The 19,437-nt window shown below is 66.5% G+C and carries 19 protein-coding genes and 1 tRNA gene; 11 read left to right on the top strand and 9 right to left on the bottom strand.

Annotated elements, in window-relative coordinates; genetic code table 11:
* Positions 1-14: 14 nt before the first annotated feature.
* Both LDH66_RS18195 and LDH66_RS18190 read right to left on the bottom strand, forming a co-directional pair.
* Positions 15-440, bottom strand: coding sequence for a Zn-ribbon domain-containing OB-fold protein (locus tag LDH66_RS18195; RefSeq protein ID WP_226482497.1), 426 nt, complete (start codon positions 438-440; stop codon positions 15-17).
* Positions 437-1,585, bottom strand: coding sequence for an acetyl-CoA acetyltransferase (locus LDH66_RS18190; RefSeq protein ID WP_226482496.1), 1,149 nt, complete (start codon positions 1,583-1,585; stop codon positions 437-439). Before LDH66_RS18190 ends, LDH66_RS18195 begins: the two co-directional genes overlap by 4 nt.
* Before the next feature lie 209 nt (positions 1,586-1,794).
* Between LDH66_RS18190 and LDH66_RS18185 the strand changes: the two genes are divergently transcribed.
* Both LDH66_RS18185 and LDH66_RS18180 read left to right on the top strand, forming a co-directional pair.
* Positions 1,795-3,384, top strand: coding sequence for a class I adenylate-forming enzyme family protein (locus LDH66_RS18185; protein ID WP_226482495.1), 1,590 nt, complete (start codon positions 1,795-1,797; stop codon positions 3,382-3,384).
* 3 nt (positions 3,385-3,387) lie between these two features.
* Positions 3,388-4,326: a D-2-hydroxyacid dehydrogenase gene (locus LDH66_RS18180; RefSeq protein WP_226482494.1), complete on the top strand. Its 939-nt coding sequence runs from the start codon at positions 3,388-3,390 to the stop codon at positions 4,324-4,326.
* Positions 4,327-4,411: 85 nt separating this feature from the next.
* Here LDH66_RS18180 and LDH66_RS18175 read toward each other — a convergent pair whose 3' ends face one another.
* Both LDH66_RS18175 and LDH66_RS18170 read right to left on the bottom strand, forming a co-directional pair.
* Positions 4,412-5,407 carry an MBL fold metallo-hydrolase gene (locus LDH66_RS18175; protein ID WP_226482493.1) on the bottom strand — a complete coding sequence of 332 codons (996 nt, stop codon included), beginning with the start codon at positions 5,405-5,407 and terminating at the stop codon, positions 4,412-4,414.
* Between the two features lie 6 nt (positions 5,408-5,413).
* Positions 5,414-6,610 (bottom strand): acyl-CoA dehydrogenase family protein, encoded by a 1,197-nt coding sequence (locus tag LDH66_RS18170; RefSeq protein WP_226482492.1) that lies wholly within the window; start codon positions 6,608-6,610, stop codon positions 5,414-5,416.
* Positions 6,611-6,805: 195 nt separating this feature from the next.
* Here LDH66_RS18170 and LDH66_RS18165 point away from each other — a divergent pair, with 195 nt between their 5' ends.
* Together LDH66_RS18165 and LDH66_RS18160 are read left to right on the top strand one after the other, a co-directional pair.
* Entirely contained in the window at positions 6,806-7,579 is a 774-nt protein-coding gene (locus tag LDH66_RS18165) for an IclR family transcriptional regulator (RefSeq protein WP_226482491.1), read from the top strand.
* An 809-nt stretch (positions 7,580-8,388) separates the two neighbouring features.
* Entirely contained in the window at positions 8,389-9,147 is a 759-nt protein-coding gene (locus tag LDH66_RS18160) for an SDR family NAD(P)-dependent oxidoreductase (RefSeq protein ID WP_226482490.1), read from the top strand.
* 27 nt (positions 9,148-9,174) lie between these two features.
* On the opposite strand, the gene LDH66_RS18155 is transcribed toward LDH66_RS18160, so the two are convergent.
* Positions 9,175-10,146, bottom strand: a complete 972-nt coding sequence (locus LDH66_RS18155) for a succinylglutamate desuccinylase/aspartoacylase family protein (RefSeq protein ID WP_226482489.1) — start codon at positions 10,144-10,146, stop codon at positions 9,175-9,177.
* Positions 10,147-10,296: 150 nt separating this feature from the next.
* On the opposite strand from LDH66_RS18155, the gene LDH66_RS18150 reads away from it, so the two are divergent.
* The 6 genes from LDH66_RS18150 (at position 10,297) to LDH66_RS18125 (ending at position 13,701) form a co-directional block, all read left to right on the top strand.
* The gene (locus LDH66_RS18150; RefSeq protein ID WP_226482488.1) at positions 10,297-10,815 is read left to right on the top strand and encodes a peptidylprolyl isomerase; all 519 of its coding nucleotides are present in this window, start codon (positions 10,297-10,299) and stop codon (positions 10,813-10,815) included.
* Positions 10,816-11,061: 246 nt separating this feature from the next.
* Positions 11,062-11,559 (top strand): peptidylprolyl isomerase, encoded by a 498-nt coding sequence (locus tag LDH66_RS18145; RefSeq protein ID WP_226482630.1) that lies wholly within the window; start codon positions 11,062-11,064, stop codon positions 11,557-11,559.
* Between the two features lie 103 nt (positions 11,560-11,662).
* Entirely contained in the window at positions 11,663-12,613 is a 951-nt protein-coding gene (locus tag LDH66_RS18140) for an oxidoreductase (protein ID WP_226482487.1), read from the top strand.
* Between the two features lie 71 nt (positions 12,614-12,684).
* Positions 12,685-13,023, top strand: a complete 339-nt coding sequence (locus LDH66_RS18135) for a ferredoxin (RefSeq protein ID WP_226482486.1) — start codon at positions 12,685-12,687, stop codon at positions 13,021-13,023.
* Between the two features lie 78 nt (positions 13,024-13,101).
* A tRNA-Leu gene (locus tag LDH66_RS18130) sits at positions 13,102-13,185 on the top strand.
* 261 nt (positions 13,186-13,446) lie between these two features.
* Positions 13,447-13,701, top strand: a complete 255-nt coding sequence (locus LDH66_RS18125; RefSeq protein ID WP_226482485.1) for a hypothetical protein — start codon at positions 13,447-13,449, stop codon at positions 13,699-13,701.
* Positions 13,702-13,830: 129 nt separating this feature from the next.
* On the opposite strand, the gene LDH66_RS18120 is transcribed toward LDH66_RS18125, so the two are convergent.
* The 4 genes from LDH66_RS18120 to LDH66_RS18105 form a co-directional block, all read right to left on the bottom strand.
* Complete coding sequence (locus tag LDH66_RS18120; RefSeq protein WP_226482484.1) at positions 13,831-14,259, bottom strand: hypothetical protein; 429 nt, start codon at positions 14,257-14,259, stop codon at positions 13,831-13,833.
* Between the two features lie 91 nt (positions 14,260-14,350).
* Positions 14,351-15,025: an RNA 2'-phosphotransferase gene (locus LDH66_RS18115; protein WP_226482483.1), complete on the bottom strand. Its 675-nt coding sequence runs from the start codon at positions 15,023-15,025 to the stop codon at positions 14,351-14,353.
* Positions 15,026-15,079: 54 nt separating this feature from the next.
* A complete protein-coding gene (locus LDH66_RS18110) occupies positions 15,080-15,835 on the bottom strand; it encodes a DUF5806 family protein (RefSeq protein ID WP_226482482.1) in 756 nt (251 codons plus the stop codon).
* A 92-nt stretch (positions 15,836-15,927) separates the two neighbouring features.
* Positions 15,928-17,886 carry a beta-propeller domain-containing protein gene (locus tag LDH66_RS18105; protein WP_226482481.1) on the bottom strand — a complete coding sequence of 653 codons (1,959 nt, stop codon included), beginning with the start codon at positions 17,884-17,886 and terminating at the stop codon, positions 15,928-15,930.
* Between the two features lie 194 nt (positions 17,887-18,080).
* Here LDH66_RS18105 and LDH66_RS18100 point away from each other — a divergent pair, with 194 nt between their 5' ends.
* On the top strand, positions 18,081-19,217 hold the full coding sequence (locus LDH66_RS18100; protein WP_226482480.1) for a thiolase family protein: 1,137 nt from the start codon (positions 18,081-18,083) through the stop codon (positions 19,215-19,217).
* Positions 19,218-19,437: the final 220 nt, after the last annotated feature.

The following is a 19,437-nucleotide window of genomic DNA, read 5'->3' as shown; positions in this document are numbered from 1 at the left end:
GCGCGCCGATTGCTTCACTCCGGCACGAACACCGGAATCGCGGCCGCCTCGGAGACCCGCCAGAAGGTGACCGCGACGCGAGCGCCGATCTCGAGGGACTCGGGCTCGGCGTCGATCAGGGCGAGCAGGCGCGGCCCCTCGGCGAGGTCGATCGCGCCGACGACGTAGGGCGTACGATCGCCGAAGCCGGGTTCGCCGGGGACGTGGCAGACGGTGTAGGTGTAGATCGTGCCGACGCCATCGCTCGCCGCGAAGGGTGGGTCCTCGGACCCGCAGGCGGTACAGACCGCCCGCGGGTACAGTTGGCGGTGGCCACAGTCGCACTCCTGATAGCGCAGTTCGCCCTCGAGCGCGCCCGCCCAGAACGGGACCGTCGCGCCGGTGGGGACGGGGACCGGCCCCTCCCACTCCTCGCGGCGGTCCTCGACCGGTGCGCTCATGATTCCCTCCGTAAGACGACGGTGCTACTCGAGGACAGTAAGCCGCCGGTACCGTGGGCGACCGCGACCTCGGCGTCGTCGACCTGTCGGTCGCCCTCGTAGTCGCCGCGAAGCTGACGGGCGGCCTCGATGAGGACGAAGACGCCGAAGTGGCCGGGATGGCAGTACGAGAGCCCGCCGCCCTGCGTGTTCATCGGGAGGTCGCCGCCGGGAGCGGTGGTGCCGCCCGAGACGAACTCGCCGCCCTCGCCCTTCTCGCAGAAGCCCAGATCCTCGAGGGTGACCAGGGCGGTGTAGGTAAACGAGTCGTAAATTTCGGCGACATCGACGTCGTCGTGGGTAATCCCGGCTTGTTCGAAGGCTTTCGGTCCCGTTACCGCCGCGCCGGTGGTCGTCATATCGGGCATCTCGCTGATGTCCTGGCGATGGGTGCTCGTCGAAGCGACCCCTGCGACGGCGATCTCCGGAACGCCGAGTTCTGCGGCCTTCTCCTCGCTCACGAGCACGACCGCGCCGCCGCCGTCCGAGACGAGACAACAGTCGAGCAGGTTGAACGGCTCCGCGATTTTCCGCGACTCGAGGACGTCATCGACCGTGATCGGCTCTCGATGGGCGGCCTCGGGGTTCATCGCGGCCCACTCGCGGGTCGCAACGGCGATTTCGGCGAGTTGCTCCTCCGTGGTGCCGTACTCGTGCATATGCCGACGCGCGGCCATCGCGTACGCGCCGGGCGGTCGAAAGAGCCCCGTCGGCCGAACGAAGCCGTCGATCGGGTGGGTCTCCTCGAGCGACCGTTCGTCGGTTGGCCCCGTCTTTCGGGTGGAACCGTAGGCGACGACCACCACGTCGGCCTCGTCGCGAGCCATCGCGCTGCGAACGTGGCCACAGAAGTGCTCGAACGACGAGCCGCCGATTTCGGTCCCCTCGAGGAACGAAGGCTCGTCGAGATCGAGGTACTCCGAGAGCACCAGCGCCGGCATGTAGTCGTCGCCGCCGGCGACCGCGACGCCGTCGACGTCGTCGAGGGAACAGCCGGCGTCCTCGAGGGCGCGGACGGTCGCGATCGCCGCGTTGTCCAGCCAGTTTCGGTCGGGCGTCTCGCCGAGGTCGCTCTCGGCGACGCCCGCGAGGATGGGTTCAGCCACGGGCGTCCCTCCGCGTGTCGGATCCTACCATGGTCTGCCGATATCCCGACCGAACGCAAATAGCTTGTGGTAGATAGTACCACGATAGCCATCACTCGAGTACCACTGTTTCGTAACGAGGCGTCGTTCGCTACCAGCGTAACGAAATCCGGCGCCGTCACCTGCCAAACATGGATACTATTTTATAGCAATCCGTGATACCATGGGCCATGGATTTGGTAGACGTTACCGAGAGTGCGAGGGAAGGGAACGTGGCCCGACTCCACGACGAGACCGCCCGCCACCACGGCGACGCACGGGCGATCGAGTACCACGGGCGGACGCTGACCCACGACGAACTCGCGGCCGAGAGCGCCCGCTTCGCCGGCGGGCTGGCCGATCTGGGGATCGAACCGGGCGATATCATGCTCCAGTACCTGCCGAACTGTCCGCCGTACCTGATCGGCGCGCTCGGCGCGTTCAAGGCCGGCGTCGTCGTCTCGCCGGTCAACCCCCAGTACCGCAAGCGCGAGTTGACCTACCAGCTCGAGGACACCGAGGCGACCGCCGTGCTCACCCACGAGGCGCTGGAGCCCCACCTCGAGGAGGCCCTCGCCGAAATCGACTGGGACCCAGTCGTGATTTCGGTCGGGACCGACGCCGACGGCGTCCGCGCCTTCGAGGACGTCCGCGGCGAGGAGACGTTCGTCGAGCGGGCTGACGACGACGTGGCGCTGCTGCCCTACACCTCGGGGACAACGGGGAAACCGAAGGGCGTCCAGCTGACCCACCGCAACTTCCGGGCCCAGACGTTCTCGGTCCTCTCTCAGGACCAGGCGCTCGACGACGAGGACGTCAAGAGCCTCGTCTGGCTGCCGCTCTATCACATCACCGGCTTCACGCACACCGCCTGGCAGCCCCTCGTCCGCGGCGGCAGCGTCTATCTGCGAAGCGCCGCCAACTGGGACGGCGACGCCGCGATGGAACTGATCGAGGGGGAGGGGATCACCCACTACGTCGGCGTCACCGCGATGTACGTCGACATGATAAACAGCGAGCGCTTCGGCGAGTACGACCTCACCAGCCTCGAGTCGGCCGGCGAGGGCGGCGCGAAGCTGTCCGTCGCGGTCCAGGAGGAGTTCGAGGAGACCGCCGGCGTCGACATGACCGAGGGGTACGGCCTGACCGAGACCAACGGCGCGACCCACTCCCAGAGCGGCTCGACGTTCGGCCTGCGCCACGGTACGATCGGCCAGCCGACCCGGATGACCGAGGCCAAGATCGTCGACGGCAGCGGCGAAACGGTCGCCGTCGGCGAGGAGGGTGAACTCCTCGTCCGCGGGCCGCAGGTGATGAAGGGGTATCACGGCATGCCCGAGGCGACCGAGCGGGCCTTTACGGAAGACAACTGGTTCCGAACCGGCGACATCGCCCGCCGGGACGCGGACAACTACTACGAGATCGTCGACCGGAAGAAGCACATGATCAACACGGCCGGCTACAACGTCTACCCCAGCGAGCTCGAGGAGCTACTGGCCGAACACGAGGCCGTCGCGGAGGGCGCGGTGGTCGGCGTCCCCGACGAGCGGCGCAACGAGGTCCCGAAGGCGTACGTCGTCACCGCACCGGGCGTCGAACCCGGCGAGGACGTCACGAGCGAGGAGATCAGGGAGTTCTTCCTCGACAACGTCGCCTCCTACAAGCACCCCCGCGAGGTCGAGTTCATCGACGAACTCCCGCGGACGACCAGCGGCAAGATCCAGAAGTACAAGCTCGAGGACCGAGAGCGAGACGAGGATCGCGAGGAGGGGGAGGCCTGACTCGTGCGCGTCGTCGTCACACCCCACGTCCTCGGGGGCGGCGGGCCGCTCATCGCCGAGGAGATCCGCGAGCGCCGTCCGGGAATCGACCTCGAGCACGTCGACGACGAGGACGAGTTGCTCGAGACCGTCGGCGACGCGGAGATCCTCGTCACCCACCGGCTTCCCGACGACGTCCTCGAGGCCGCCGACGCCCTCGAGTGGGTGCAGGCGCTGAGCGCCGGCACCGACGTCTACGACTACGACGCGCTGACCGACCGCGACGTCGCCCTGACGAACGTCTCGGGCATCCACGCGAAACCGATCGGTCAGCAGGTGCTGGGCTACCTGCTGTACTTCGAGCGGCGCTTCGATCGAGCGGTCGCCCAGCAGCACCGCCGGGAGTGGGACCGCTACACGGGCGGCGAACTCGGCGATCGAACCGTCGGCATCGTCGGCGTCGGCGCGATCGGCTCGCAGGTCGCCGACTACTGCCGGCCGTTCGACGCCCGCGTGATCGGCATCAAACGCGATCCGACCGACGCGCCCGCGGCCGTCGACGAGATCCACGGCCCGGACGGTCTCGAGACGGTGCTTTCCGAGAGTGACTACCTGGTCATCGCCTGCCCGCTGACCGACGAGACGCGAGGGCTGATCGACGCCGAGGCGCTGGCGACGCTGAGCGACGAGGCGGTGCTGGTGAACATCGCCCGCGGCGAGATCGTCGACGAACCGGCGCTCGTCGACGCGCTCGAGGGCGACGAACTCGGCGGCGCTGCGCTCGACGTCTTCGAGACGGAGCCCCTCCCCGAGGAGTCGCCGCTGTGGGACCGCGAGGACGTGCTCGTGACGCCGCACATGGCCGGGAGCACGCCCCACTACTGGGAGCGCTGTGCCGACGTCTTCGTGCGCAACTACGAGCGGTTTCGCGAGGGCGACGCGCTCGAGAACCGCGTCGTCTGAACGACCGCGTCCGTCGGGTTCGAACGCCGTTTCTCGCCGAGGACGTCTACGGCGGGATCGCCGACCGCGTCGTCCTCCCCCTCGATCACGGCGAGGCCTTCTTAAACGAGTAGTAGCGGACGCCGTCGCGGTCCTCGTACTCGACTCTGCCCCGCCCCTCGAGCGTGCCCAGCGCCCCGAGCGTATCGAGCAACTGGGCCGGATGGCGGACCTCGCCGGTGCGATTCCGGGTGATCTCCCGCGGCGTCGCGGGTCCGACGGCGGTGACCGCCTCGAGGGTCTCGGCCGTGAGCGACTCCAGAGCCGAGCGCGTGCTCTCGATGGCCCCCTCGTAGTCGGTGAAAACCGGGCCGTGGCCGGGGAAGACGCGGTCGAATGCGCGCCCCTCGAGGCGGTCCATCGAGCGGTGGAACGCGTCAACGGCGTCGTAGGCCCCGTAATCGAGCCCGACATGGATCGCGCCGGGCCGGAACGACTCGATGAGCACGTCCCCCGAGAAGAGGACGCGCTCGCCGTTTACGTCCGTCGCCAGGCTGGCGTGGTGGATCTGATGGCCGGGCGTATGGATGGCCTCGAACTCCCGGCCCGCGACCGTAAACGGCTCGTCGAACTCGAACGGAACGGCTTCCTCGGGCGCGAGCAGACGGCGATTGCGCTCGAGGGATGACTTCGCGCGTTCGATCTCGCGCTCGATCGCCTCGCCGTGGTACTCCGCCGAGCGACCGATCTCGCGGACCCCCGCCGCGAGGTCGGCCTCGTCGCGCTCGAGTTGCTCGAGCACGGGCCGGGGGGCGTACACCGTCGCCCCGGTCTCGCGCAACAGCGGGACCTGCCCGATGTGGTCGCTGTGGGGATGCGTGACGACGACCGCTTCGACGTCCTCGAGGTCGTACCCCCTCGCGGCCAACCCCTCGCGGATCGTCGCTTCGGCGCGTTCCTCCGGATCGCCGGTGTCGATCAGGATCGGAGCCGGCTCCTCGATGAGGTAGGCCGCGGCGTGTTTCGGCGGCCACTCGATGTCGAAGTCGATCCGCGAGACGACCGTCTCCCCCGAGACTCCCCGCTCCGACTGTTCCTCCATCGTCGATCAGATGAGTTCGCGGGCGATCGTTCGTTTCATGATCTCGTCTGTCCCCTCGAAGATCCGGAACACGCGAGCCGATCGATAGTTGCGTTCGATCGGGAGGTCCTTCATGAAACCGGCTCCGCCGTGGACCTGCATCGCGATGTCGGCCGCGTCGTTGGCCAGTTTCGCGCCGCGGAGCTTCGCCATCGACTCCTCCTTGCGGGCTCGCTCGCCTTCGTCCATCTTCCAGGCGGCGTAGCGGTAGAGCTGGCGGACCTGCTCGATGTCCGTCGCGAGTTCGGCCAGCTGGAACGAGATCCCCTGTCGGTGACCGATCGGTTTGTCGAACGTCTTCCGCTCGCGGGCGTACTCGACCGACATATCGAGCAGGAACTGCGCCGTTCCGACGGAGCCGGCGGCGATGTTGATCCGACCGCCGCCGATCCAGTCCATCGCGGACTGGAAGCCCTTATCGACTTCGCCCAGCACCTGTTCTTCGCCGACGCGGCAGTCGTTGAAGTACAGTTCGGAGTGCGTCCCGGGGGTCATCCCCATCGCGCGGTGGATCTTTCCAACCTCGAAGCCGGGGTTGTCCTTGTCGACGAGGAAGCAGGTGATCCCACCCAGATCACCGTCCTCCCCGCTCGTCCGGGCGAACACCATCGCGAAGTCGGCGTACGGGCCGTTCGTGATGTAACACTTCTGCCCGCTGATCACCCACTCGTCGCCGTCTTTCTCCGCCCGAGTATCCATGTAGTGGGCGTCGCTGCCGTGGCCCGGCTCGGTCAGCGCGAAGCAGGTCGTGATCTCGCCGTCCATCAGCGGCTCGAGGTACTCCTCGCGCTGGCGCTCGTCACAGGCCAGCAGGATCGGCGTCGGTCCGCCGGCACCGCCGAAGATAGCACTGTGAAAGCCCGGCGGTCGGTTCGACATGTGCTCGCCGACGATCGCCCGCGTGAGGATGTCGACGTCACCGCCGCCGACCTCTTCGGGCATCGTCATGCCGTAAAAGCCCGCCTCGACCGACTTCTGACGGATCTGCTCGACGATGTTGCGGTACTCGGGAACCTGGCGGTGCTCGTCGTCAACGATCTCCTTCTCGTAGTCGGCGCCGAGGAACTGATCGTACTCGTTCTCGAGGGGCGCGACCTCCTGCTCGATGAAGTCGTCGAGGGCCTTCTTGATCTGCACGGCTTCGGACGGTTCGCTGAAGTCCATAACCTATGTCACATAACGTATCACTTAAGCGTTACCGTGTTACTAGCTTTCAACCATCATAGACGGCAGACACTGTATGCATCGGCCGAATTGGACGGAGAGAACGGCCGAACTCGATTTGAGTCGATTCTTTCGGCGAGAGTCAGCGTTCAGCAGAGCGGAACACCTTTGGTTCGATGCGGTGTTATATGACTCATGGCAACATCGAACACGGACGAGGGGAAGCGGATCGATGCGGTGGTCAAGACGTTAGACATCCTCGAGGCGCTGTGGCAGGCCGAGGGGGCCGGCGTCACGGCGCTCACCGAACGGACGGGGCTCGCGAAGAGCACGGTCCACGCCCACCTGACGACGCTGCGGTCGAAGGGGTACGTGGTTCAGGAGGGAGACGAATACCGGCTGAGCCTCCGATTCCTCTCGTTCGGCGAGCACGTCAAACACGCCGAGCCGCTGTACGCGGCGTCCGACGGTCCCATCGACGACCTGGCGGAGCAAGTGGGGGAACGGGTGCTCTGTTCGACACACCAGAACGGGCTCGGAACGATCATCAACGTCAGCGAGGGCACTCGCTCGTTTACCAGCGACATCGATGTCGGAACACACACCTATCTTCACAGTTCGGCGGGCGGGAAAGCCATGCTCGCGCACTTCTCGGACGAGCGAGTCAACGAAATCATCGACGAGTGGGGGCTCCCGACGTTCACCGACGAGACGATCACCGACCCAGACGTCCTCTTCGACGAACTCGCCGCGATTCGCGAGGAGGGCGTCGCGTACCACCGCGGGGAGTACATCCAGGGGATCGGTGCGATCGCCGCCCCGATACTCGACACCGACGGGACCGTCTACGGCGCGGTCACCGTCGCCGGGCCGGAACACCGACTCACGAACGAGTGGGAGGAAAACGACCTCCGCACACAGTTGCTGTCCACGGCGAACACGATCGAAGTGAACATGATGTTCTCGTAGCCGTTCAGTAGGAGTGAACGCGTCCCCTCGTGTCATCTCTCGCCTCGAGACCTGAAATCGTGGTCTCGAAACTGACTCGGGTTTTCGTTCGTCGTCAGCGCCCGATTTACATCCATATGAGGGTAAATCGACGAGAGTGGTTTCGTCGTGACGTGTATCGAACCATACCTCGAGGGAGTGAAGACGGATCGACCAAAACCGAGAACAGATCGAATCAGTTGAGCCAATAGTACCAATTTCACTTGACTATATTATTTTTGGTATAAGCTTAACGAGATCGCTCCCTATCCGAACGTCGCTGTACCCGACTTCAGGAGAAGAAACCAGTGGAATCGGGCAGTAATCGGTTCCGCCCGCTTCTCATTGAGCGCTACCTGAGGGGATTGCTCGAGTGTACGATAAATCGTGCAGAAGCCATCGGAGCGATCGTTTCCGCTATCGATCGCCCGCTCAACAGAGTTTCGAGAACGAATCGCGAGATCACATCTATATTGTGATCGAAGACAGGAGCTACCAGCTATAGTAACTATATACAGGACGTGGTTCGTCCCGCCGACCATTAGCACTATCTCAGACAGACTGACCAATTCGTGTTCGCACAGTTATCAGCGGAACCAGTGACCGGCCGACTGAACCCGCGACGGCCCGATACCAGATCCGGTTTCGAACTACGCCGAGACGGGGGCGAGTCGATTCGAGCGGGCGATAGCTTCCACTGTTCGCTCTCGGCGGCAGTTTCGTGAACAGCATCCGTATTTGGACGATAAATTATGAACGAATTTATGTAGTAGCTGCCCGATACCGGTCCTATGCGACTCGACAACGAAACGGTAGTCATCACGGGCGCGGCGTCGGGAATCGGACAGGCGACGGCCGAGCGCTGCGCCGAGGAAGGCGCACACGTCATCGTCACCGACGTCGATACCGACAGCGGGGCTGCGGTCGCACGGGCGATCGAGGAAGACGGCGGCGAAGCCGAGTTCCACGAACTCGACGTCACCGACAGCGACCAGTTCCACGCGGTCGTGGACGCGGTCGCCGACGACTACGGCCTCGACGTGATGATCAACAACGCCGGGACCGGCCATCCGGCCGGGAACCTCGAGGAACTCGGGGACGATATCCGGGACTTCGTCACCGATATCAACGTCAACGGGGTCTGGAACGGCTGTCACGCGGCGCTCCCGCATCTGAAGGAGCAGGGCCACGGTTCGATCGTCAACGTCGGATCGCTGGCGAGCATCCTCGGACTCCCGAAGCAGGCCGCCTACTCGATGAGTAAGGGCGCGGTGCTGAACATGACGAAGGCGGTCGCCGCCGAGGCCGGTCCCTACGGCGTCCGCGCGAACACGGTCTGTCCCGGGTTCACCGAGACCTCCCTGCTCGACCAGTACCTCGAGGAGCAGGAAAACCCCGAAAAAGCTCGCGAGCGGATGATCGAGCAGTACCCGCTCAAGCGCCTCGCCGAGCCCGAGGAGATCGCGGACGCGATCCTGTTCCTGGCCAGCGACGAGTCCTCGTTCGTCAACGGCCACGGTCTGGTCGTCGACGGCGGCTTCTCGGCCTGAACCGCCGTCGACGGTCGCGCCGTCGTCTCACTCCCCGCGGACCAGCGCCACGCTCGCGAGCTGGTCGCCCGCGGTCACCGTCGCCTCGCGAGTGAGCGCGTAGAGCACCCCGTCGCGGTCCGCGCTGGCGTCGTGGAGCGGCTCGTACGTCGCCGGATGATAGACCGTCCCGATGGCCGTTCCCTCGGCGATCGACTCGCCAACCTCGAGCGACGGGTTCGGCCGGAAGAGCCCGGAGTCGTCGGCGATGACCTGTCCGAGATGGTTCCGGGCGACGATCTGATCGCGCTCGGGGACGTCGCCGGGGAGCAGCTCGAGGTACCGGCAGACGTCGAGCAGACCCTCGACGCCCTCCTCGACGACGTCCTCGAGGATCTGTTTGTTGTGGGCGAGTTCGGGCGTGATCGACGGGACGTTCTCCTCGGCGGCGGCGACGCGGAGCTTTCCGGCGAAGCCGCGGCGGTGCCACTCGTCGGGCGCGTCCTCGTCGGCCTGTTCGGACAGCAGGAGGTCGGTCCCGAACGCTTCGGCGAGGCGGCGAGAGCGCTCGTCGTCCTCGCGGTAGACGACGTGGGGGTGCATGTCCGGGCTCCCGGTGTGGAGGTCGACGAGGGCGTCGGCCGCTGCGACGTACTCCCAGAGGCGCGCGGCCATGCGCTGATGGATGCTCCCGTCGCTATCGCCCGGCCAGATCCGGTTCATGTTGGGGTTGACGCTGTCGAGTTGCTCCGGCGTCGTGTAGGAGACGCGATCGAAGGTCAGCGGGTTCGCAACGGGGACGGCGATCACCGTCCCGGACAGCGACTCGAGGGGGAGTCGCTCGTGAAATCGCCGCAGTACCTCCGTTCCGTTGATTTCGCGGCCGTGCTGGGCCGCCTGCACGTACAGCGTCGGTCCCGGTTCGTCGCCGCGGTAGGTGTGGACCGTCGTCGTCAGTTCCACGCCCGATGGCAGCCGGGCGAGCGGTATCTGCTCGGCCGTGTGCGCGCCGTCGCTCATGAACGGTCGTACCACGTCCCGTTGTATGTACCTGCGGCCGGCCGTCGGTGTTCGATACCGTCATCCCTCGCGAGGGATCGTCGGTCGCGGGTCGGCGGCCCGCGCCTCGAGACCACTAGCGTTTTCACTCGTCCCGCCGTCCCGGAACCTATGGGAGACGTTACTGCCACGCTGCACACCAACAAGGGCGATATCGATGTCGAACTCTACGACGAGCGCGCACCGCGGACCGTCGACAACTTCGTCGGCCTCGCGACCGGCGGCGAGACCTGGGAGGACCCCGAAACGGGCGAGGAGATCGAGGGCGAGCCGCTGTACGACGACGTCGCCTTCCACCGCGTCATCGAGGACTTCATGATCCAGGGCGGCGACCCGACTGAGACCGGTCGCGGCGGCCCCGGCTACGAGTTCGACGACGAGTTCCACGACGAACTGCGCCACGACGACGAGGGCATCCTGAGCATGGCCAACTCCGGGCCCGATACCAACGGCTCGCAGTTCTTCATCACGCTCGCTCCGCAACCGCACCTCGACGACCGCCACTCGGTCTTCGGAAAAGTCACTGACGGCATGGACGTCGTCCACGAGATCGGCGACGTCGACACGAACGCGAACGATCAGCCGAAAGAAGACGTCGTCCTCGAGTCCGTCTCCGTCGACTACGAGTAATCGCTGCCGCGCTCACCCCGTTTTCGGCAGTCGTTCGCCGAGAGAATCCGATATCCTTACTTCGACGCCGGACCCACCAGCGGTATCACTCACCATCGACGAACGCTACTAGCCGGCACCGCCTCGAGTCTCGCGCTGCCCCTCGCCGGCTGTGCGAGCGACGGCTCGGACGACGCGTCGCAATCGGAACCCGACGCGAACAGTTCGACCGCGAACGCGGCCGCGAGCGGGGGGACGACGGCGACGATACGCACGAGCGAGGGCGATATCGACGTCGAACTCTACGACGAGCGCGCGCCCCGGACCGTCGCGAATTTCGTCGGGCTCGCGACGGGTGAGCGCGCGTGGATCGATCCCGAAACGGGCGAGACGGTCGAGGGCGAACCGCTGTACGACGACCTCCGCTTTCACCGCGTCATCGAGGACTTCATGATCCAGACCGGCGATCCGACCGGCACCGGTCGCGGCGGTCCCGGCTACACGTTCGACGACGAGTTCCACGAGGAGCTGCGCCACGACGAGGCCGGCGTCCTGAGCATGGCTAACTCCGGGCCCGATACCAACGGCTCGCAGTTCTTCATCACGCTCGCTCCCCAGCCCCACCTCGACGATCGCCACGCCGTCTTCGGCGCGGTCACCACCGGCATGGACGTCGTCCGCGAGATCGGCAGCGTCGAGACCGACGACGCCGACCGACCGAAAGAAGCGGTCGTCCTCGAGTCGATCGCCGTCGATTCCGCGTGAATCGTCCGCACATACTCAATTCAGGGCGATGGCTTCTGCCCCGAAAACCGTGTCAACGGTCGACAGGACATTCATTTAGGCTGTCAACGCCTAGAGAACAGATATGAGTTGGACAGCCGACAAGATCCCCGATCAGAGCGGATGCACGGTCGTTATCACGGGCGCGAACAGCGGCATTGGTCGCGAGGCGACCCGCGAACTCGCGCGCAACGGCGCGACGGTGATCATGGCCTGCCGGAGCGTCGAGCGCGGCGAGGACGCGGCCGGCGACGTCCGCGAGGACGTCCCCGACGCTGACCTCCGCGTCGAGGAGTGCGATCTGGGCGACCTCGAATCGGTCCGCGCCTTCGCGGAGCGCCTCGCGGACGAGACGATCGACGTGCTGATCAACAACGCGGGGGTCATGGCGATTCCGCGCTCGGAGACCGAGGACGGCTTCGAGACCCAGTTCGGCGTCAACCACCTCGGTCACTTCGCGCTGACCGGGCTCCTCCTCGAGAACCTGGCGACCGACGAGGGCGAGCCGGCGCGGGTCGTCACCGTCTCGAGCGGCGTTCACGAGCGCGGCGAGATCGACTTCGACGACCTCCAGGGCGAGGAGTCCTACGACGAGTGGGACGCCTACGCCCAGTCGAAACTGGCGAACGTGCTCTTCGCGTACGAACTCGAGCGGCGGTTCCTCACCGCGGGGACGAACGCCGAGAGCATGGCCGTGCATCCGGGCTACGCGAACACGCAACTCCAGTTCCGCGGCCCCGAACAGAGCGGGAGTCGGCTCCGAATGGCGGCGATGAAACTGATGAACACGGTCGTCGCGCAGTCGGCCGAGATGGGCGCGCTGCCGACGCTGTACGCTGCGACCGCGCCAGAGGCCGAGGGCGGCGCGTACTACGGCCCCGGCGGGTTCAAGAACATGCGCGGCACGCCCGAGCGACAGGCTTCCTCGGATCGCTCCTACGACGAGGAGACGGCTCGTCGGTTGTGGGCCGTCTCGGAAGACCTGACCGGCGTCGAGTACGATCTCCCGGAACCGAAGGTCGAAGTACCCGCGTAGGTCGGAAGTCCCGCGTCCTCCACGTCCGCGGCAACCGTAACGCGAAAGACCGCTCGCTCGAACGAGTACACATGAGCGACGACGGCATTCAGCGCGCCAGCGACGTCGGGTCGAGCGACGCGCCGCCGGTCGAGGAGAAGCCCTATAAGATAATCTTCGAGGCGAACAAGTGCTTCGGCGCGGGCAAGTGCGCCGAAGTCAGCGACAACTGGGAGATGTCCATCGCGTCGGGTATGGCCCAGCCGAACGAGTACTTCATCGACGAGGACGACCTCGAGCACAACGTCCGCGCGGCGGAGATCTGCCCGGCGAAGAAAGACGACGGCTGCATCCACGTCGTCGACCGCCGGACCGACGAGGAGATCGCGCCCGACCCCCACGGCGACGGTACGCTGAGCGTCGACTGGTAGCCCTCGAGGCGGGAGACCCACGGGCACACACCGAAACGCACATCCCCGACCCGGGACAACGCTCGAGTGCACTTCTGTGCGAGGGTAGCCAAGCAGGCCAACGGCGGTGGGCTTAAGACCCGCTCCCGTAGGGGTCCTTGGGTTCGAATCCCAACCCTCGCATACCGACTCGAACGACGGTGAGAGTCGTGTATGCGAGACGCGGGGTTTGAATCAGACCGAGGTTCTGCGAGCGAAGCGAGCAGGTTCTCGGGCGTGGTTCGAATCCCGACCCTCGCCATTCGTCACGAACCGGCCACGAGCAACAGCGATCGAATTTCAGAAAGAGGAATATACTCCGGACTCGGTCTCGTTCGACTCTGGCCGACCGGAACGCGCAGGTACAACCGTTTCCTCGAGCGGAGCGGTACGTCGAAACGAGCGATGAGCGACCGAGAGGCCGGGGATCGAGACGGCGGGGGATCGCGAATCGCGACCAACCGAGCGGCGGTCGCCATCGCCATCGGCTCGTTGCTGATCGCGGTGGTGATCGGCGTCCTGGCTCGGCGCGGGCTGCTCGGGTCCGTCGGGGTTCGCGGGATCGCCGTCGACGCGTTGCCGTTCTATCTCCTCTTTCTCCTGCTCGCGGTCTGGCTCGTCGTCTGGAGTTGGAGACGGCTGGTATCGCTGCTCCAGTGAGCGGTTTTCCCGTCGAGTACGAGGGGAGAGAACAGGCAATCGGACTCCCCATCGAGCGGAGAAAAGGAACGGACACGCAAGCGCAACGGGGCGAATCGACGGATCGAGCGGGCGTCCGTCGCCGTCGTCTCACGAGAGTCGGTGCGGAAGCAACACCGCGAGCGAGACGTAGATCACCGCCGCGATGACGGGGACGACGAGCGCGCTGAGGAGACTCGTCCCGGGGACGAGCCGCCACGTGAAGAGCAGGACGCCGGCCGGCGGGAGCGCGAGCCCGGCAGCGGTCCGGTGGAACTGCCGGAGCCGATCGCCGACGGCCACCGGTGTGGCCGTCGCGTCCCGTTGGCCCTCGTCCGCCGTGAACGCGGGCGCGGAGAGGAATATCCCGAGACCGATTAGGAGTCCGGCGAACGCGCCGAACGCCGGATCGCCGAACGACTCGAGGCCGAGGTACGCGAACACCGGAACGGTGAGGACACCGACCGCGCCGCCGATCAGGTCCGGCGACAGTCGCCCGTCCTCCGTCGACTCCGGCTCCGTACTGCGTGACCCGCTCATGCGTACGTCGACCGACTCACTGCAGCCACATTACGGTGCTGTCACGCGGTCGGTTCCGCGGTTCGGTGAGCCGCGTCTCGTCGCTTCATCGTCACTCCCCTCGGACCGAGAGATACTCGGGCGGGACGCGATCGGTCGTGTACGTCTCTCGGCCCCGTTTCGTGATCCGGCGGCCGTCCGCGAGCATCGCCGCGGCGTCGACGACGAGCACCACCGGCTCGTCAGCGTGGCGCCGGCCGACGCGGCGGGCCGTCGCCGGGCGCTCCGAGAGGTGGACCTGTCGGCGGTTCATCGGCCGGAGCCCCTCCTCGCGAATCGACTCGAGAGCGTCCGGCGCGGTCCCGTGGTAGAGGTCGTCCGGAACCGGCGCGTCCGTCGGCTCGAGGTCGACGGCGACGGAGTGGCCGTAGGACGCGCGAACGCGGCCGCCGATATCGTCGTCGGCCGCCGCCGTCTCGGTGGCGGTTCGCTCGAACCGCCCCTTCGGATCGGTGGCGATCACGGCCGCGACGTGGGCCGATCGCGCCCAGTCGTACGTCCGTTCGACCGCGGCGACCAGTTCGTTGTAATCGGCCCAGCCGCGCTCATCGAGTTCGAGGCCGACGTCGTCAGGAAAGTGCCGGAGGGCACCGCTCATGAACTTCGAGAGGCGACGACGTCGAGGCCCCGAGAGCGACTGGACTCCGCACGCGTTACAGGCGGGACAGCCCTCTCGTTCGGCCGAAAACGCGCCGTGGTCCTCGCAGACTCGAACGGGGTCGGTCACGGGCGACACTGGCCGCTCGAGCGGAAAAACTCGCTCGGCGGCGAGGGCGCGGCGCTAGTCCTCGCTCTCGGCGATGTCCTCCGCGCGGAGCTCCTCGCTGGCCTCGCGGACCTCCCGCATGACGCTCGAGATGCGCTCCTCGGCCTCGAGTTCGTCCTCGACGGAGAGGTCGACGCCCTCGACCTCGAGGAGGAACTTGGCGACCTCGGTGGCCTCGTACATCACGTCGTCGAGCTCCTCGGCGGTGAAGAAGTCGCACATCGCGCCGTAGAGGAAGGTCGCGCCGGCAGTTCGGACCTTGTCCTCGAACGACGAGCGGGCCTGATTGACCGCCTGCGGCGAGTAGGTGTCGGTCATGAAGGGGACCAGATCCGGCAGGTTCTCGCCGATTTTCGTCATCTCGACGCCGGTCTCGGTCCGGAAGTCAGAACAGAGGCGTGCGATGGCCCACTCGCGGGCGGTGATGTAGGTCCGATCCCGGAGGAACTCGTTAACGCGGTCGTACTGCGCGCCGTCCATCTTCGTGAAGCGAGCGTACTTCTGTACGTCCTCGGGGACGTCGTCTTCCTGGGGCTCGGGGTCCGGCACGCCCGGCATCGACGCGTCGCCGCCGCTCGCGGCCGACGCCCGCTCGTCGCCGTCGGCCGGAGCCTCGTCGCCGTCACTCGAGATCCCGGCTCCGTTCGTCGCGGGAGTCGCGTCCGTCGCGTCGTCATCGTCAGCGCTCGAGTCGTCGTCCGTGCCGGCGGGCCCGTCGGATCGCTCCGGGCGCTCGGACTCGGACCGATCGACCGTCTCGTTACCGTCCATGGCGAGCAATTACCAAACGGCGGACAAAAGGATTCCCCTCCCCCTTCGACGGATCGGTCGATGACCGAGACGCGATCGGAATCGACCCGGGGCTACAGGTCGAGTCGCGTCTCTTCCTCCCAAGAGGTCTCGTCGAGGACGACCGCTTCGTCCTCGCCGAAGACGTAGAGGTGATCGCCGACGTACATCGCGCGGGTGCCGCGACCGCCGAGATCGACGCGGGCGACTTCCTCGAGATCGCCGCCCTCGTAGTCGAACACGTAGCTGCTCTCGCTGCCGGGCATGAAGAACACGCCGTGGGCCTCGTCCTGCAGGAACGCGGTGTGCGTTCGGCTGACGTCACTGTAGCGCTCCGCGGAGAGGATCGCCGAGTCCAGTTCGACGGGGTCCTCGGGATCACTCACATCGAAGAGCGTCGCCTTGGGCCGGCGGTCCTCCTGGCCGACGCCGAGGACGAGGTCGTCCTCGAGCGGATGCAGGTACTCCGAGAAGCCCGGCAGTTTGAGTTCGCCGTCGACGGTCGGATCCGTCGGCTCCGAGAGATCGAGCGTGTAGAACGGGTCAATCTCGCGGTAGGTGACGACGTAGCCCTCGTCACCCTCGAAGCGGACCGAGTAGATGCGCTCGTCGACGCCCAGTCCCGTCACCGAGCCGACCGTCTCGAGGTCTGCATCGAGGACGTAGACGTCGTTCACGGAGTCGACGCCGTGCGTTCGAGGAATCGTCGTCGCGATGCGGAGGTGGTCCTCGTGTTCGTCCATCGAGAACTGGTTGAGCGGCGTGCCGGGCACCTCGCCGCTGGCCTCGGCGGACAGCTCGCCGTCGATGTCGACCCTGACGATTCCGGTCGACGTCAGTTCGCGCTGGTGGGCTTCGGCGTAGTCGCGGAGACCCTGCTCGAACGCTCGACGAGTCTCCCGGCGCTCGTCCTCGTCCATCCGATCGTACCGGTCCGCGAGGATCTCGCGCAGTTCGACGGCCTTGGCGCGCTGCGAGATCTCGAGGTCGTCCAGCGCCGCCACGCGCTCGCGGGCTTGGGCATCGAGCATCGCGGACCCGTTCTCGCTGCCGAGGTACGCGCGGCGCAGGTCGTACTCGTCGGTCGAGCGGGTGTAGGAGAGGTAGATCCCGTTCTCGGAGACGTAGGTCGCCGACAGCGAGCGCGAGCCGACGACACTCGCCTCGCTCTCGAGGGAGCCCGTCTCGGGGTCGACGCGGGCGGCGGTGTAGACGGCGTCGGCGTCCGCGTCCGTGCTCGGACGAACGACGTCGGTACACTCGATCGCCTGATCGCCGTAGGGTTCGATCGGACACGGATCGTCCCCCGGCCGGTCGACGAGGACGAGGTAGAGGTCGCCCTCGTACAGGCGGGCCGTCTCGATCCGCGCCTCGAGGTCTTTGCGCCACTGTTCGGTCGGGTTTTCGGGATCGCTCACGTCGTAGCCGGCGGCCTCCTCGTCGCCGAGGACGACGAGGGTATCACCCGCGAGCAGCAGGTCGCCCGAGCGGGGAATCGATCCGACCGCTTCGGGGGCGTCGGGATCGCTCACGTCGACGATCGACGTCTCGTCCCAGCCGGACGCGTAGCGATGATCGGCGTAGTAGACCGATTCGCCGTCCGTTTTCAGCACGTCGGGTTCGTCGAGGGCCGCCTCCTGGACGTTCGTCTCGGAGTAGCGCTGTTCGCCGCTACCCCCCGTCGCGGGTGCCGACCTCGACGCGGAAGTCCCCGCGTCGGACGCGCCGTCCTCGGCCGATGCGGCGTCATCCTCCTCGACCATGTCGGCACCGCCCGTCCGTGCCGTCACGGGCGGCCGACTGAAAGCGGCGGTCCGCGACCGATCGTCGGCGACGTACTCGACGAACGCCTTCTCTGACGCAAACGTCGTCAGTTCGGGTTCGCTCGCACCGGCGAGCGCGCTATTCTCCCCTTCAAGGTCGGTACTCGCAGGGCGCTCCGTCTCGAACACGCCCGCGAGGCCGGCACCGACGACCGAGCCCACGAGCAGCGCCGCGAGGGCGACCGCGATCAGTCTCGTTCGACCGTTCATAGTGCCTTCATTCGGACCTCGTAATAAGGGCTCTCGGCTAGGTGAAACGCCACTTTCAGTCAGGAGATCGCGCCGATACGACCCGTCCTGGCCGCCGAAAAACCCGCCATTCGACGCTGCTGCGTCGCGTAAACGATTTTCCCGTCCTCGAGAGTTCGACCGGATTTAAGGACGTGAAGGGCGTTCGGTAGTATATGTCACAGACGCCAGTCGTGGTCAAGGCAGTACGGACGCCGCAAGGGAAAGAGGACGGCGTGTACGCCGACGTGCGCAGCGAGGATCTCTCGGTACCGCTGATCGACGAGATTCTGGCCGAGACCGCGCTCTCGGGCGACGAGATCGACGATCTGATGTGGGGCTGTGCCCAGCAGCGCGGCGAGCAGGACAACAACGTCGCCCGCGTCATCGCCCTCCTCTCGGAGCTCGGCGAGAACGTGCCGGCGACGACGATCAACCGCTGGTGTGCCTCCTCGATGCAGGCGGTCATCTCCGCCTCCGACGCCATCGCGGCCGGCAACCGGGACGCCGTCATCGCCGGCGGCGTCGAGAGCATGAGCCGCGTCCCGATGGGCGAGGGGTACGGACACATCCACCCGCGACTGGCCGAGATGTACGACCTCGGCGATCTCCAGATGGGGATGACCGCCGAGAAGGTCGCCGAGGAGTACGGCGTCAGCCGCGAAGAGCAGGACGAGTACGCCGCCCGCAGCCAGCAAAACGCCACCGAAGCGACCGAATCGGGCCGCTTCGACGACGAGATCGTCCCGATCGAGACCGAGGACGGCACCGTCGAGGAAGACGAGGGCATCCGCCCGGGAACGACCAAAGAGAAGCTCGCCGAACTCCCGACCGTCTTCAAGGACGACGGCACCGTCACGCCCGGCAACGCCTCCCAGATCTCCGACGGCGCCTCCGCCCTGCTCGTCACGAGCGAGGCGTTCGCCGAGGAGCACGACCTCGAGATCATGGCCGAGGTCGGCCAGAACAACGTCGCCGGCGTCGATCCGACCGTCATGGGGATCGGCCCGGTCCCGGCGACGAAGGGGCTGCTCGAGCGCAACGGCCGAGACATCGACGAGTACGACCTCGTGGAACTCAACGAGGCCTTCGCGAGTCAGTCGATCTACTCGCGCGATGAGCTCGGCATCGACCCCGAGATCTTCAACGTCAACGGCGGGGCGATCGCGCTCGGCCATCCGCTGGGTGCCTCGGGCGCTCGCCTGCCGGTGACGCTGATCAACGAACTTCAGAAGCGCGGCGGCGGCCTCGGGTTGGCGACGCTCTGCGTCGGCTTCGGTCAGGGTGCGGCGATCGAGTTCGACGTCAACTGAAGCGCGGTTCGGAGGCCAGCGGCCGAGAACCGCGGAATTGCGAGCGGGGAACGAATTCGAGGCCCGAGCGTAGAGAGGGTCTCGAGAAGCGAACGGCGTAAGCCGTGAGCAGTGACCCGCGAGCAGACGGTTCGTCCGAGCCTTTTGATCTCTTCGCAAACCGAGTGAGCGAAGGGCAGTCGGAGCGTCGTCTCGCCGGACAGGTTTCACGGGTCGCGGT

It is taken from the genome of Natrinema amylolyticum (genome assembly GCF_020515625.1).
Classification (GTDB): Archaea; Halobacteriota; Halobacteria; order Halobacteriales; family Natrialbaceae; genus Natrinema; species Natrinema amylolyticum.
This window is presented reverse-complemented; position numbering and strand designations above follow the sequence as displayed.

Coding starts and splice junctions, on each gene's coding strand:
- LDH66_RS18165 (WP_226482491.1), top strand. CDS start 6,806: ATGGCAACATCGAACACGGACGAGGGGAAGCGGATCGATGCGGTGGTC.
- LDH66_RS18100 (WP_226482480.1), top strand. CDS start 18,081: ATGTCACAGACGCCAGTCGTGGTCAAGGCAGTACGGACGCCGCAAGGG.
- LDH66_RS18125 (WP_226482485.1), top strand. CDS start 13,447: ATGAGCGACCGAGAGGCCGGGGATCGAGACGGCGGGGGATCGCGAATC.
- LDH66_RS18110 (WP_226482482.1), bottom strand. CDS start 15,835: ATGGACGGTAACGAGACGGTCGATCGGTCCGAGTCCGAGCGCCCGGAG.
- LDH66_RS18155 (WP_226482489.1), bottom strand. CDS start 10,146: ATGAGCGACGGCGCGCACACGGCCGAGCAGATACCGCTCGCCCGGCTG.
- LDH66_RS18105 (WP_226482481.1), bottom strand. CDS start 17,886: ATGAACGGTCGAACGAGACTGATCGCGGTCGCCCTCGCGGCGCTGCTC.
- LDH66_RS18140 (WP_226482487.1), top strand. CDS start 11,663: ATGAGTTGGACAGCCGACAAGATCCCCGATCAGAGCGGATGCACGGTC.
- LDH66_RS18120 (WP_226482484.1), bottom strand. CDS start 14,259: ATGAGCGGGTCACGCAGTACGGAGCCGGAGTCGACGGAGGACGGGCGA.
- LDH66_RS18175 (WP_226482493.1), bottom strand. CDS start 5,407: ATGGAGGAACAGTCGGAGCGGGGAGTCTCGGGGGAGACGGTCGTCTCG.
- LDH66_RS18150 (WP_226482488.1), top strand. CDS start 10,297: ATGGGAGACGTTACTGCCACGCTGCACACCAACAAGGGCGATATCGAT.
- LDH66_RS18170 (WP_226482492.1), bottom strand. CDS start 6,610: ATGGACTTCAGCGAACCGTCCGAAGCCGTGCAGATCAAGAAGGCCCTC.
- LDH66_RS18195 (WP_226482497.1), bottom strand. CDS start 440: ATGAGCGCACCGGTCGAGGACCGCCGCGAGGAGTGGGAGGGGCCGGTC.
- LDH66_RS18160 (WP_226482490.1), top strand. CDS start 8,389: ATGCGACTCGACAACGAAACGGTAGTCATCACGGGCGCGGCGTCGGGA.
- LDH66_RS18185 (WP_226482495.1), top strand. CDS start 1,795: ATGGATTTGGTAGACGTTACCGAGAGTGCGAGGGAAGGGAACGTGGCC.
- LDH66_RS18135 (WP_226482486.1), top strand. CDS start 12,685: ATGAGCGACGACGGCATTCAGCGCGCCAGCGACGTCGGGTCGAGCGAC.